General features: G+C 73.1%; 11 protein-coding genes. All 11 read left to right on the forward strand.

Features of this window, described 5'->3' with window-relative positions; genetic code table 11:
- Positions 1 to 230 precede the first annotated feature (230 nt).
- Positions 231 to 1,214, forward strand: coding sequence for a 16S rRNA (cytosine(1402)-N(4))-methyltransferase RsmH (gene rsmH, locus M6B22_RS19985; protein ID WP_269443328.1), 984 nt, complete (start codon positions 231 to 233; stop codon positions 1,212 to 1,214).
- A complete protein-coding gene (locus tag M6B22_RS19990; RefSeq protein ID WP_269443329.1) occupies positions 1,214 to 1,762 on the forward strand; it encodes a hypothetical protein in 549 nt (182 codons plus the stop codon). Before rsmH ends, M6B22_RS19990 begins: the two co-directional genes overlap by 1 nt.
- Complete coding sequence (locus tag M6B22_RS19995) at positions 1,759 to 3,828, forward strand: peptidoglycan D,D-transpeptidase FtsI family protein (RefSeq protein ID WP_269443330.1); 2,070 nt, start codon at positions 1,759 to 1,761, stop codon at positions 3,826 to 3,828. The genes M6B22_RS19990 and M6B22_RS19995 overlap by 4 nt, the downstream gene beginning before the upstream one ends.
- A gap of 1 nt (position 3,829) precedes the next feature.
- Positions 3,830 to 5,362 carry a UDP-N-acetylmuramoyl-L-alanyl-D-glutamate--2,6-diaminopimelate ligase gene (locus tag M6B22_RS20000; RefSeq protein WP_269443331.1) on the forward strand — a complete coding sequence of 511 codons (1,533 nt, stop codon included), beginning with the start codon at positions 3,830 to 3,832 and terminating at the stop codon, positions 5,360 to 5,362.
- Positions 5,359 to 6,798, forward strand: a complete 1,440-nt coding sequence (locus M6B22_RS20005; protein WP_407935561.1) for a UDP-N-acetylmuramoyl-tripeptide--D-alanyl-D-alanine ligase — start codon at positions 5,359 to 5,361, stop codon at positions 6,796 to 6,798. Before M6B22_RS20000 ends, M6B22_RS20005 begins: the two co-directional genes overlap by 4 nt.
- Complete coding sequence (gene mraY / locus M6B22_RS20010; RefSeq protein WP_269443332.1) at positions 6,795 to 7,886, forward strand: phospho-N-acetylmuramoyl-pentapeptide-transferase; 1,092 nt, start codon at positions 6,795 to 6,797, stop codon at positions 7,884 to 7,886. The genes M6B22_RS20005 and mraY overlap by 4 nt, the downstream gene beginning before the upstream one ends.
- Positions 7,879 to 9,255 (forward strand): UDP-N-acetylmuramoyl-L-alanine--D-glutamate ligase, encoded by a 1,377-nt coding sequence (murD, locus tag M6B22_RS20015; protein ID WP_269443333.1) that lies wholly within the window; start codon positions 7,879 to 7,881, stop codon positions 9,253 to 9,255. Before mraY ends, murD begins: the two co-directional genes overlap by 8 nt.
- Positions 9,252 to 10,754: a putative lipid II flippase FtsW gene (ftsW, locus tag M6B22_RS20020; RefSeq protein WP_269443334.1), complete on the forward strand. Its 1,503-nt coding sequence runs from the start codon at positions 9,252 to 9,254 to the stop codon at positions 10,752 to 10,754. The genes murD and ftsW overlap by 4 nt, the downstream gene beginning before the upstream one ends.
- Positions 10,755 to 10,831: 77 nt before the next feature.
- The gene (locus M6B22_RS20025; protein ID WP_407935748.1) at positions 10,832 to 11,887 is read left to right on the forward strand and encodes a UDP-N-acetylglucosamine--N-acetylmuramyl-(pentapeptide) pyrophosphoryl-undecaprenol N-acetylglucosamine transferase; all 1,056 of its coding nucleotides are present in this window, start codon (positions 10,832 to 10,834) and stop codon (positions 11,885 to 11,887) included.
- 128 nt (positions 11,888 to 12,015) lie between these two features.
- A complete protein-coding gene (gene murC / locus M6B22_RS20030; protein WP_407935749.1) occupies positions 12,016 to 13,416 on the forward strand; it encodes a UDP-N-acetylmuramate--L-alanine ligase in 1,401 nt (466 codons plus the stop codon).
- Entirely contained in the window at positions 13,413 to 14,135 is a 723-nt protein-coding gene (locus M6B22_RS20035) for a cell division protein FtsQ/DivIB (protein ID WP_269443337.1), read from the forward strand. The genes murC and M6B22_RS20035 overlap by 4 nt, the downstream gene beginning before the upstream one ends.
- Positions 14,136 to 14,334 lie beyond the last annotated feature (199 nt).

Below are 14,334 nucleotides of genomic sequence, written 5' to 3' on the forward strand. Positions count from 1 at the left end.
CACCTCCTGGCGCACCTTCCCCGGTGCCAGGCGGATCACCCGCACAGCACGCGCCGTCGCGCGGGCCGGGTGAGACGGGCGGGGACCAGGCAGGAGCGATCGTCATTCGCCCGTCCATCCCCACACCCACCCACCGACCCGACGGCCCGGAAACGAGCGCTCGCGCGTAGACCGAGCAACCCGACGACCGACAGCACGGCACGAGCACCGAAGGCGAGGACAGCAGCGCGATGGACGCACCGGATCGGACGGCGCACACCGTGTCGTCGGCCGCGCACGTCCCGGTGTTGCTGGAACGCACCCTCGCGCTGCTCGCACCCGCGCTCGCCGACCGGCCGGCCGTCGCCGTGGACGCGACGCTGGGACTGGGCGGGCACGCCGAAGCGCTGCTGGCCGCGCACCCGCAACTCACCCTGGTCGGGCTGGATCGCGATCCGGCCGCGCTGTCGCGCAGCCGCGAGCGGCTCGCCCCGTTCGCCCGCAGGGTGCACCTGGTCCATGCCGTCTATGACCGGATGCCCGAGGTGCTCGACGAACTCGGGATGGGCGGGGTGGACGGCGTGCTGTTCGACCTCGGCGTGTCCTCGATGCAGCTGGACGTCGCCGAGCGCGGGTTCGCGTACGCGCAGGACGCGCCGCTGGACATGCGGATGGACGCCTCGCAGGGCATCACCGCGGCCGAGGTGGTCAACAGCTACCCGGTGCCCAGGCTCGCCAAGGTGCTGCGCGACTACGGGGAGGAGCACTTCGCGCTGCGCATCGCCCAGGCGATCGCGCGGGCCAGGCGCACCGCCCCGCTTCGCTCCACCGCCGAGCTCGCCGAACTGGTCCGTTCCGCGATTCCCGCGGCCACCCGCCGGCACGGCGGGCACCCGGCCAAGCGCACCTTCCAGGCGCTGCGGATCGAGGTGAACGGCGAGCTGGAGGCACTGCGCGCGGCGATGCCGGCGGCGCTCGCGGCGCTGCAGGTGGGAGGTCGCGTCGTCGTGCTGTCCTACCAGTCGCTGGAGGACCGGATCGTGAAGCAGGCGCTGGCCGCGCTCGCCACCGATCGCACCCCGGTCGGCCTGCCGGTCAGCCTGGCCGACCGCGGCCCTGAGCTGCGCCTGCTCACCCGGGGCAGCGAACCGGCCACGGACGCCGAGATCGCGGACAACCCGCGGGCAGCGTCCGTCCGGCTGCGCGCCGCCGAGCGGATCAGGAAGGCGTCCTGATGAGCCGGCCCGTGCCCAAGCACGCCCCGCGCGTGCCGTTCGCGTTGCTGGTGCTCGGCCTGCTGGTCGGCGGTCTGGTGCTGCTGCTCATGCTGAACACCGCCTCGGCCGCCAACGAGCTGCGCCGGCACGACCTCGCCGCCCAGGACGCGAGCGTTGCCGCGCAGGTGGAGCAGTTGCACAACGAGGTTGCGGCCAGCGCGGCGCCGGGAAACCTGGCCAGGATCGCCGGGCAACTCGGCATGGTGCCGGCCGGCAATCCGGCATTCCTGCAGATCGAGCCGGACGGGCGCGTGCGGGTGCTCGGCAGCGCGGCGCCGGTCACGGCCGCGCCGGTGGCGCCGACCAAGACGGCGACCAAGACGGCTGCCAGGACGGGGACCAAGACGGCGGCAAAGACGCCTGGCCACAACGCGACGAGCACCGGGATCAAGAGCACCGGGATCAAGAGCACCGGGACGGCCGCGACCAAGAGCACCAAGACCGGCACGGCACCGTCCACACCCACACCGCAGCCCACCACCACGCTGCCCGGAGGCACCCGATGACGTACCGGCCCGATCCGCGCCGCGGCCGGCCCGTCCCACGCCAGAGCCAGCAGGGACGCCAGCCGGGAGCGCGGTCGGGAGCGCGCTCCACCCCGGCGCCGCCGCGATCCAGCTCCGTCCCGCGGCCGTCCGGCCCGGTCCGGGCTACCACTCGCGCGACCCCGCGCGCCGGGGCGGCTCGTCCCGATCCCCGCTCCGCAGCCGCGGCGCGCCCGAGCCGCCCGAGCCGCCCGAGCCGCCCGAGCCGCCCGCCCCGCCCGAGCCGCCCGCCCCGCCCGCGCCGGCGGGTACGCCACCTGCGCCTGGGCCGGCTGCAGGGCCGGCTGCGCTACGGCTTCGCCGCGGTGTGCACGCTGCTGCTGGTCATCGGCGGCCGGCTGGTCCAACTTCAGGGCATCGACCACGGCGACTACGCCAGCGCCGCGAAGGCACAGCGCGTGGACACCATCGCGCTGCACGCGTTGCGCGGCTCGATCGTGGATCGCGACGGCACGGTCCTGGCCTACACGTCGGCCGCGCAGGACGTCACCGCCGACCCGCACCAGATCGACGTGGCGCACCGGGCCGACTACGCCGCCCAGCTCGCGCCGCTGCTGGGCGTGGATCAGGACACGATCGCGAGCGAACTCGCCAAGCCCGGCCGCTACGCGCTGCTCGCCGAGGCGCTCTCTCCGGTCGCAGCGGCGAAGGTCGACGAGCTGGCATTGCGCGGCATCTACACCCAACCCACCACGCAGCGGCTCTATCCGGGCCGCACCACCGCGGCGAACGTCATCGGCACGGTGCACTCGGACGGCACGGGAGCCGCCGGCATCGAGTCGCAGTTCAACTCGGTGCTGGCCGGGCACGACGGGAGCTTGACGTACAGCGTCGACAACGTCGGCAACATCAACCCGAGCAGCCGGACGGTGCGCGACGCGGCGCGCAACGGCGGCACGATCGCGCTCACGATCGACCAGAGCCTGCAGTTCATCGCCCAGCAGTACCTGGACAAGGCCGTCCCCGAGTCGCGGGCGCGCGGCGCGCAACTCGCGGTGCTGGACGCCCACACCGGGCAGGTGCTCGCGCTGGCGTCCTCGGGCACGTTCGACGCGAGCGACCCGAACACCATCGACCCGAACACGCCGATCAATCCGCCGATCATGAGCGCGTTCGAGCCCGGCTCGGTGCAGAAGGCGATCACCTTCGCCGCGGCGATCGAGGAGAACAAGATCACGCCCCGGACGGTGCTGTCGGTCCCCGCCCGGATGACGATGGGCGGCGTCACGATCAGCGACGCCTGGTGGCATCCGACCGAGAAGTTCACGGCGACCGGCGTGCTGGCCGAGTCCTCCAACGTCGGCACGCTACTGATCGCGCAGAAGTTGGGGCCGGCCGTCTGGGACTCGTACGAGCAAAAGTTCGGCGTCGGGACCAAGACCGGCATCGAACTGCCCGGCGAGAGCGCCGGCTACCTTCCGCCGATGGACAAGTGGACCGCGTCCACGTTCGCGAACCTGCCGTTCGGCCAGGGCGAGAGCATGACCGTGCTGCAACTCGCCTCGATCTACCAGACGCTGGCCAACGACGGGGTGCGCATCCCGCCGCGGATCGTGAAGTCGATCACCGCATCCGACGGCAGCACCACCACGACCTCGCAGCCGGCCGGGATCCGCGTGGTCAGCCCGCAGACGGCGCAGACCGTGCGCACCATGCTCGAGTCAGTGACGCTGCCCGGCGGCACCGGGGTCAAGGCGGCGATCCCCGGCTACCGGGTGGCGGGCAAGACGGGCACCGCCCAGCAGCCGGACCCGAACCATGGCGGGCGCTACTCCAGCACCATGAACTGGGACACCTTCGCCGGCGTGGTTCCGGCCGACGACCCGCAGTTCGTGGTCGCGATCATGGTCGACAACCCGGCGCACGGACTTGAGGGCGGCGACGTCGCGGCCCCGCTGTTCAACCAGATCGCGAGCTACGAGTTGCAGCACGCGCACATCCCGCCGACCGGCTCGACGTCCAAGCACGTGCCGCTGCAGGTGTGCGACGCGACGACCCGGATGAGCGCACCAAGTACCGTTTGCTGACGTGCCGGACGCTCTCATCGACGCTGCCGGGGAGATCCCCCGCCCAGCCCAGGTCGAACCGGTGCGCCTGCGGGCACTGCGGCTCGGTACGGGCCGGGTAGACGGCGCGGGCAGCGCGGATGTCGCGGTGTCGGGGGTCACCGCGACGAGCGCCGCGGTGCGGCCGGGTGACCTGTTCGCAGCGCTGCCCGGGCGCACCGCGCACGGCGCCGCCTACGTGCCGCAGGCGCTGGCGTCCGGTGCGGTGGCGGTGCTCACCGATCCGGCGGGCCGGTCCGCCGTGCCCGACGCGGTCCCCACTGTCGTCGTCGAGGACGTGCGTGCCGTGCTCGGCGCGCTGGCCGCCCAGGTGTACGGCGACCCGAGCCGTCGCCTGCGCGTACAGGCCGTGACCGGAACGAGCGGCAAGACCACCACGACGTACTTCCTGCGTGCCGGCCTGCGCGCCGCCGGCCGCACGACCGGGCTGATCGGGACGGTCGCGACCCTGATCGGCGACCGCGAGGTGAAGACCGGCTTCACCACACCCGAGGCGCCGGAGGTCCATGCGCTGCTCGCGGTCATGGCCGAGGCGGGGGTGGGCGATGTCGCGATGGAGGTGTCCAGCCACGCGCTCGCGATGGGCCGCGTCGACGGGGTGCGGTTCGAGACCGCCGCGTTCACGAACCTGTCGCAGGACCACCTGGACTTCCACGCGGACATGGCGGACTACTTCGCGGCCAAGGCCAGGCTGTTCGACGGCCGGGCGCGCAACGCGGTCGTCGTGACCGACGACGAATGGGGCGTGCGGATGGCCGCGATCGCCGGGCCGGAGGTGGTGACGGTGAACACCGGCGGCGACGCGGCGACGTGGCGGGCGAGCGAGGTGCGGGCGAGCGCGGACGGCCACACCCGATTCCGGGTGCTCGGCCCGCACGCGGACGTCGAGACCGCCTGCGCGGTGCCCGGCCGGTACAACGTCGCGAACGCGCTGCTCGCGATCGCGATGCTCGAGCAGGTGGGCGTGCCGGTCGAGGTGGCCGCGCCGGCGGTCGCGGTCGCGACAGTGCCCGGGCGCATGGAACGCATCGACGCCGGGCAGCCGTTCCTCGCGATCGTCGACTACAGCCACAAGCCGGCTGCCGTGGACGGGGCGTTGCGGGCACTGCGCCCGCTCACCCGGGGGCGGCTGATCATCGTGCTCGGCTGCGGCGGCGACCGCGACCGTGGCAAGCGGCCGCACATGGGCGCGATCGCAGCGCGCGCCGCTGACCTGCTGGTGATCACCGACGACAACCCGCGCTCCGAGGACCCCGCCGCAATCCGCGGCGCGATGCGCGACGGCGCGCTCGCGGTCCCGGCCGCAGAGCGCGGCGAAGTGATCGAGATCGGTGACCGCGCCGCGGCCATCGCACACGCCGTCGACCTTGCCCGCGTAGGTGACACGGTTCTCGTCGCGGGCAAGGGCCACGAGGCGGGGCAGGAGATCGCCGGCACGGTGCACCCGTTCGACGACAGGAGCGTGTTGCGGCACGCGCTGGAGGCCGCCCGGTGATCGCGATGACGCTCGCCGAGATCGCCGAGGCGCTGGGTGGCCGGCTGCACGCGGCGGACCCGGACGCGCTGGTCACCCGGCCGCTCGAATTCGACTCGCGACACTGCGAGCCGGGCGGGCTGTTCCTCGCGCTGACCGGCGAACACGTCGACGGTCACGACTTCGTCGACACGGCCATCGCGAACGGAGCGGTGGCCGCGATCGTCACCCGCGAGGTGGACGCGGCGTGCATCGTGGTCGCCGACGGCCTCGCCGCGCTCGCCACACTGGCGACGGTCGTGTCACGCCGCCTGCAGGCGCGGATCGTCGGCATCACCGGCTCGTCCGGCAAGACGTCGACGAAGGATCTGGTCGCGCAGCTGCTGAGCCGGCTCGGCCCGACCGTCGCGCCGCCCGGATCGTTCAACAACGAGCTCGGGCATCCGTACACGGTGTTGCTCGCCGACGAGCAGACCCGCTTCCTGGTGCTGGAGAACAGCGCCCGCGGCATCGGCCACATCCGGTACCTGACCGGGATCGCCCGGCCCGGTATCGCGGTCGAACTCAACGTCGGTTCCGCGCACCTGGGCGAGTTCGGTTCGCGGCAGGCGATCGCGCAGGCCAAGGGCGAGCTGGTCGAGGCACTGCCGGCGGCGGCCGACGGCGGGGTCGCGATCCTGAACGCCGACGACCCGTTCGTCGCCGCGATGGCCGAGCGGACCGCGGCGCGCGTGGTGACGTACGGCGAGAGCAACGACGTCGACGTCCGCGCCGACCACGTCGTGCTGGACGACCTCGGCCGCGCCGCGTTCATGCTCAACTACGCGCAGCAGTCCGCACCCGTCGTGCTGCGGCTCGTCGGCGGACACCATGTCGGCAACGCACTGGCGGCGGCGGCGGTCGCACTCGAGTGCGGCATGCCGTTTCCCGCCGTCGCCGAGGCGCTGAGCGAGGCACGTGCGATCTCGCGCTGGCGGATGGAACTCACCGAGCGCGACGACGGCGTGCTGATCATCAACGACGCGTACAACGCCAACCCGGAGTCGATGCGCGCCGCGCTGAAGGCGCTCGCGTCCGTCGCCCGGGCCCGGCGCGCGACGGGTGGGCGATCCTTCGCCGTGCTCGGACCGATGGCCGAACTCGGCGCGGACGGCCCGGCCGAGCACGACGCGATCGGACGGCTCGCGGTCCGGCTGGACGTCTCGCAACTCATCGCGGTGGGGGAGCAGGCCCGGCCGATCCAACACGGGGCCGCCCTGGAAGGCTCATGGGACGGCGAGTCGCGGTGGGTGCCGGACGTCGCGGCCGCGATCGCCCTGCTGCGCGAGCTGTTACGGCCGGGCGATGTGGTGCTCGTCAAGGCATCCCGCGCGGCGAGCCTGGAACGGGTGGCGCTGGCGATCGCCGAAGATGCAACGGGACTGCCGACGAGCGACGGTGAGGAGGGCACGGCGTGAAGACGATTCTCATCGCCGCGCTCGTCTCGCTCGTCACCTCCATCTTGTGCACGCCGGTCGTGGTCGCCTGGTTCCGGCGCCGCGGCTTCGGCCAGGAGATCCGCAGCGACGGCCCGCAGAGCCACCTGATCAAGCGCGGCACCCCGACGATGGGCGGCGTCGCGATCGTCGGCTCGACTGTTCTCGGCTACGCGGTCGCGCACGTGATCATCGCGCTCCGCGGTGGCGGCGGCCCGGAGGCCTCCGGGGTGTTGCTGCTGTTCCTCATGGTGGGCATCGGGGTCGTCGGCTTCCTCGACGACTTCATCAAGATCCGCAAGCAGCGCAGCCTGGGCCTGCGCGCGCGTGCCAAGTTCGGCGGCCAGCTCCTCGTCGGCGTCGTGTTCGGCGTGCTCGCGCTGCAGTTCCGCGATTCATTGGGCATCACACCCGCGTCGACCCACCTGTCGTACGTGCGCGACCTCAGCGCGATCAGCGTCGGATCGGTCGGCTTCGTCGTGCTCGCCTACGTCATCGTCACCGCCACCTCCAACGCGGTGAACCTGACCGATGGCCTGGACGGGCTGGTGGCCGGCGCGTCGGCGATGGTGTTCGGCGCGTTCACGCTGATCTCCTTCCTGCAGTACCGCAACACCTGCGGGTCGAACCCGGCCGCCGGCTGCTACCAGGTGCGCGACCCGCTCGACGTCGCCCTGGTCGCGGCCGCGGCGATGGCCGCCTGCTTCGGCTTCCTGTGGTGGAACGCCTCGCCCGCGCAGATCTTCATGGGTGACACCGGCTCGATGGCGCTCGGCGGCCTGATGGCCGGGCTGGCGATCGTGACGCACACCGAGCTGCTGCTGGTCGTCCTCGGTGGCCTGTTCGCGATGGTCACGCTGTCTGACGTCATCCAGATCGGCTGGTTCAAGTTCACCCGCATCCGCACCGGCACCGGTAGACGGGTGTTCCGGATGGCCCCGCTGCACCACCACTTCGAGCTGGGCGGCTGGGAGGAGATGACGATCATCGTCCGGTTCTGGATCGTCGGCGGGCTCGCGGTGGCCTTCGGAATGGGGCTGTTCTACGCGGACTTCATCGGCAATGGCTGACGGCGGTGCCGCGTTCACCGGCGCGACGGTGCTGGTGTGCGGCGCCGGGCTGGCCGGGCGGAGCGCGGTCGAGGCGCTGCTGCGCCGCAGGGCGCGGGTGCTGCTCACCGACCGGGACCGCGGTGCCGCGGTCGACACGCTGGTGGCGGCCGGCGCGCGGTTCGTCGGCGCGCCCGAGGTCGTCCCGCCCGGCGTGGACGTGCTGGTCACCTCGCCCGGCTGGCGCCCGGACCACCCGCTGCTACACGACGCGGTGACCCGCGGGATCGGCGTGCTGGGCGAGGTCGAGTTCGCCTGGCAGCTGAGGCGATCCGGCGCCGCCCCATGGCTGGCGGTGACCGGCACGAACGGCAAGACGACGACCGTCCGCATGCTCGAGTCCGTGCTGCGCGCGGCCGGCGAACACGCACTCGCGGTCGGCAACGTCGGGGTCCCGGTGATCGATGCGGTGGACGCCGACTGGGACGTCCTCGCGGTCGAGGTGTCCAGCTTCCAGCTGCACTGGTCCGCGACCTTCGCGCCGGATGCCGCAGCGGTGCTCAACCTGGCACCCGATCACCTGGACTGGCACGGCTCCATGTCCGCCTACGCACGGGCCAAGGCGATGATCTGGCGCGGCCCGGTCGCGATCGGCAACGCGGACGACCCGGTGGTGGCCGACTTGCTGGCGGCGTCCGGCGCGAGCACGAAGGTGTCGTTCACGCTGGGTGATCCGGTGCCCGGTCAGCTCGGCGTGCGCGACGGGCTGCTGGTCGACCGTGCGTTCGGCGACGGTGTCGAGCTGATACCGCTGGCCGAGGTGCGCCCGTCCGGGGCGCACAACGTCGCCAACGCGCTGGCGGCCGCTGCGCTGGCCCGCTCGCACGGCGTCGCGCCCGCCGCCGTCGCCGCCGGGCTGCGGGCGTTCGTCCCCGATCCGCACCGCAACCAGCTGGTCCTCGAGCGCGGCGGCATCGTCTGGATCGACGACAGCAAGGCGACCAATCCGCACGCTGCCCGGGCCTCGCTCACCGCGTACCCGCGCGTGGTGTGGATCGCCGGCGGCCAGCTCAAGGACGCCCCGGTCGACGACCTGGTCGCCGAGATCGCCCCGCGGCTGCGCGGCGTGGTGTTGCTCGGCGCCGACCGGGCCGTGGTCGCGGCCGCATTGCGCCGACACGCGCCGGATGTGCAGGTGATCGAGGTCGGCACAGTTGACGATGGAGCGATGACCGAGGTGGTGCACGCCGCGGCCGGGCTGGCGCGTCCCGGCGACACCGTGCTGCTCGCACCCGCGGCCGCCTCGTACGACATGTTCACCGGCTATGCGGCGCGCGGCGACGCGTTCGCAGCCGCCGCACACGCGCTCGGCACGGGCGCCGCACGATGAAGGATCTGCTCTCGTCGGTGAGCGGCGCCGTCTCGGCCCAGTGGCGCGCACTGGCGCACCACCCGGACGAGGAGCCGGCCGAGCGCGGACGCTTCCTGGACCGCCCCTACGCATCGGTCCAGCTGCTCCTGCTGGCGGTCCTGGGCCTGCTCGGCTTCGGCGTGCTGATGGCGGTGTCGACCACCATCGCGGCCTCGCACGACTCGGCCTCCGGCGCGACCTCGCAGCTGTGGTCGCAGGTCGTCAAGGAGATCGAGTTCGTCGCTGTCGGCGTGCCACTGTTCTGGGTGGCGATGCGGCTGCCGCCGCGCGCGTTCCGCATGCTCGCCTACCCCGCGCTCGCCCTCGCGCTGGTGGCGCTGTTCGCGGTGCTCATCCCCGGCATCGGCGTCGGCGTGTACGGCGCCCGGCGCTGGATCGACCTCGGCCCGATGCAGCTGCAGCCGTCGGAATTCGCCAAGGTCGCGCTGCTGCTGTGGGGTGGGGACCTGCTCGCCCGCAAGCAGCAACTCGGCACGCTGCGCCGCGCCCGGCACCTGTTCCTGCCGCTGGTTCCCGGCTTCGCGCTGGTCACCGCACTGATCATGCTCGAGCCGGACCTGGGCACCACGCTGTGCTTCATGCTGATCCTGCTCGGCCTGCTCTGGATGATCGGGATGCCGGCGCGGTACTTCGTCGCGGTGGTCGGCGTCGTGGTCGGCGCGGTCACGCTGCTCGCCGTCACCGCTCCGTACCGGCTGGAGCGGCTGACCACCTTCTTGCACCCGTTCAAGGACGCGCAGAACTCCGGCTTTCACACCGTCGAGGGGCTCTATGCGCTGGCGTCCGGCGGGCTGTGGGGCGTCGGTCTCGGACAGGGGACGTCCAAGTACGGCTGGGTCCCGAACGCCAACTCGGACTACGTGTTCGCGATCATCGGCGAGGAGCTCGGCCTGATCGGCTGCCTCACCGTGCTCGGCCTGTTCGGCCTGTTCGCCTATACCGGCATGCGGGTAGCGCGGCGCAATGCCGACCCCTTCGTGCGGCTGGTCGCCGGTGCCGCGACCGTGTGGCTGTGCGGCCAGGCCGTGATCAACATCGGCTACGTCACCGGACTGCTGCCGGTCACCGGCATCCCGTTGCCGTTCATCTCGGCGGGCGGCACTTCGCTGCTCGCCTCGTTCTTCGTGCTCGGCATGATGGTCTCCTTCGCCCGGCACGAGGCTCCGGCGGTCACGTACGCGCGCCGCGCCGAGCGACTCGGCCGGCGGTCCCGGATGGAGCGCTGGCTGCGGGTGCCCGTCCCGCGCGTGTACGCCCCGCCCAAGCGCCGCGCCCGTACCCCAGCCGCCAACCACCCTGCCCGCGCAGCACAATCGGCCCGCGGCGCCGCCGCGACCAGCCGCGCGGCGCCCACGCCACGACCCGCACGAGCCGCTGCCGCACCGGCGCCCCGCCGGGCCGGGCCCGTGACGCCGCTGCGCGCCACCGGCACGGACGGGCCACGGAGGGCCCGGTGACCTCACGTCACGCCGCGCACGGCGGGGAGAGGATCGTGGTGGCGGGCGGTGGCACGGCCGGGCACATCGAGCCGGCGATGAACCTGGCCGATGCGATCCGCAGGCTCGAGCCGGCTGCGGTGATCACCGCGATCGGCAGCACCAAGGGACTGGACACCACGTTGATCCCGGCGCGCGGCTATCCGCTCGAACTCGTCCCGCCGGTGCCACTGCCGCGCCGGCCCGGACGCGACCTGCTGGCCACCCCGGCGCGGGTGCGTGCCGCGGTCGCGGCGGCCGGGGAGATCCTGGATCGGGTACGCGCCGAGGTGGTCGTCGGCTTCGGCGGGTATGTCGCGGTGCCCGCCTACCTCGCGGCGAAGCGGCGCAACCTGCCGATCGTCGTGCACGAGGCCAACGCCAAGCCCGGGCTGGCCAACCGCAGCGCCGCGCGGCTCACCAAGCACGTGTTCACCGCAAGCGCCCGCGCCGCGCTGCCGCACGCCACCGCGATCGGGATCCCACTGCGGCCGGACATCTCGCAACTGGACCGGCCGGCGCTGCGCGGCGAGGCGCGAGCGCGCTTCGGGCTCGACGCCGACCGGCCGACGTTGCTCGTCACCGGCGGCTCGCAGGGGGCCCGCACGATCAACTGGGCGGCGTCCGGCGCGGCCGCCGGGCTGCGTGCCGCCGGTATCCAGGTGTTGCACGTGATCGGGCCGAAGAACGTCCTAAACGTGCCGGCCGAACCGGGTGCGCCGCCGTACGTGGTCGTGCCGTACGTCGAACAGATGAAGTACGCCTACGCGGCCGCGGACTTCGTGCTGTGCCGGTGTGGCGCGATGACCTGCGCGGAGCTGTCCGCGGTCGGGCTGCCCGCGGCATACGTCCCCTATCCGGTCGGCAACGGCGAGCAGCGATTCAACGCCGAACCGATCGTCGCGGCCGGCGGCGGGTTGCTCCTCGACGACGCCGACCTCACCCCGGACTGGGTGCTCGCGAACGTCGTGCCGCGCATCACCGACGCGGCAGTGCTGGAGGCGATGTCGCGCGCCGCGGCGCATGCTGGATCGAGGGACGCCGACGTCGTGCTGGCCCGGCACGTGCTCAACGTCGTCGCCGAATACCGGCATCTCACCGGAGGGAAACCGTGACCGACCGCACCACCCAGGACGCGAGCGAGGGCCGGCCGCAGGACTGGGCCGCGCCCGGCGCCGCGCTGGTGCGCAGCGCCGCCACCGACGTCATCCCGGCGCTGGCCGACCTGGGCCGGGTGCACATCATGGGCATCGCCGGCGCAGGCATGAGCGGGCTGGCCCGGATCCTGATCGAGCGCGGGGTGCCGGTGAGCGGCTGCGAGGCGCGGATGTCGACGACGGTGGACGGGTTGCGGGCGCTCGGCGCCACCGTGCACGTCGGGCACTCGGTCGAGCACCTGCTGGACGCGGACACCTTCGTGTACACGACCGCGATCAACCCCAAGCACGAGGAGATGCTCGCCGCCCGGGCGAGCGGCAAGCCGGTGCTGCGCCGGGCGGCGGCGCTGGCGGCCGCACTCGAGGACAAGCGCTCGGTGGCCATCGCCGGCACGCACGGCAAGACCTCGACCACCTCGCTGCTCACCGTCGGCGCGCAGGCGTGCGGTGTCGACCCGTCGTTCGCGATCGGCGGCAACCTCTACGAGGGCGGCCGCAACGCGCACCTGGGCACCGGCACGCTCGCGATCGTCGAGGCGGACGAGAGTGACGGCTCGTTCCTGCTCACCCGTCCGGTCGCCGCGATCGTGACGAACGTGGAGGCCGATCACCTGGAGAACCACGGCGACCTCGAGGGGATCTTCCGCGCCTTCGAGCAGTTCGTCGACCGCATCGAGGAGCGGGGGCTGTTGCTCGCGTGCGCCGACGATGCGGGCGCGCAACGCATCGCCGAGTACGCCCGCCGCACCGGGCGACGGGTGCAGACCTACGGCGAGAGCCCGGGAGCGGACGTCCTGGTCAGCGACATCCTCCTGCTTCCGGACGGCGTCGAGTTCACCGCGCACGACGCGCACATCGGCACCAGGCGGGTGCGGGTGGGCGCGCTGATCGGCCGCCACATGGCGCTCAACGCCGCGGCGGCGCTGGCGATGGCGGGCGAGCTGGGGCTGGACCTGGACGCGGTCACCCGGGCCTGGGCCGGCTTCGGCGGGGTGCACCGGCGGTTCGAGTCGCACGGCACCGGCGGTGGCGTGCGGGTCTATGACGACTATGCGCACCACCCGACCGAGATCGTCGCCTCGCTCACCGCGGCGCGTCCGGCGGCCGGCGAGGGCCGGCTCATCGCGGTGTTCCAGCCCGGCACCTACAGCCGCACCCAGACCTTCGCCCGCGAGTTCGCCGACGCCATGGCGCTCGCGGACATCGCGGTGGTGATGGACATCTTCCCGGCCCGCGAGGAGCCGATCCCGGGCATCACCGGCGCGACGATCACCGAGCTGATCGAGCTTCCCGCCGAGCGGGTCGTGTACGAACCGCGCTACGGCGCGGTGCCGGCGCGGATCGCCGCGCTGGCCCGGCCGGGCGACCTGGTGCTCACGATGGGGATCGGCAACGTCTACCTGCTGTGCGACGAGATCCGCGACGCCTGCCGCGCGGCGTTCCGGTCCGCGTCCGGGCCGGTCCCCGCCTCGGAGCCACAGCCGTGAGCCTCACCGCGCTGCGCGGCGAGCGTTCCGAGCAGCGCTCGACCGGTGGCACGCTGCCACACCGCAGGCTGATCCTGGCCGCGTTCGCGCTGTTCGTGGTGGCCGCCGTGCTCACCTGGCTGGTCGCGTTCAGCTCGGTGCTCGGGGTGCGCACCGTGACCGTGCGCGGCACCCACGCCCTGACGGCGGAGCAGGTGCGCGCCGCGGCCCGGATCGCGCACGGGACGCCGCTGGTGCGGCTGGACAAGGCGGCCGTGCTGCACCGCGTCGAGGCGCTGCCGGACGTCGCGTCCGCGACCGTCACCACGTCCTTCCCGTCGACCGTCGTCATCACCGTCACCGAGCGGGTCGCGGTCGGCTATGTCCGCTCCGGCGGTGCCGTGCGACTGGTCGACCGCACCGGTGATCAGTACCGCTCCGCGCCGTCCGCGCCGAAGCAGTTGCCCCGGTTCGTCGTGTCCGCGGGGCCGAACGCGCGGGCCACCGGCGCCGCCGTCGCCACCGTGGCCGCCGCCCTGCCGGAGCAGGTCCGCCGCGCCGTCGACTCGATCCAGGCGCTGGACCCGGACGCGATCACGTTGCTGCTGGCCGACGGTCGGGTGGTGCGGTGGGGAAGCGCGGACCACAGCACCGACAAGGCCCGCATCCTGCCTGCCCTGCTCCGGCGCGACGGCACCCAGTTCGATGTCACCGACCCGGACCTCCCGTTCGCGCGCTGAGCGGCGGGATCGGCGCGGACCGGCTCGGACCGGCTCGGACCGGCTCGGACCGGCTCGGGAAAAACCGGGCGTGTCCTCGGCGCGCCTGCCCGGTGCGTCCCAGCGCCCGACTTACCTTGGGCAACAACATCCCAGGCTGACATAACATTAAGGGTCTACTTGAGGGTGAGGGTTGACGGGCAGCCCGCAGCGACAACCG

It is taken from the genome of Jatrophihabitans cynanchi (assembly GCF_027247405.1).
Classification (GTDB): domain Bacteria; phylum Actinomycetota; class Actinomycetes; order Mycobacteriales; family Jatrophihabitantaceae; genus Jatrophihabitans_B; species Jatrophihabitans_B cynanchi.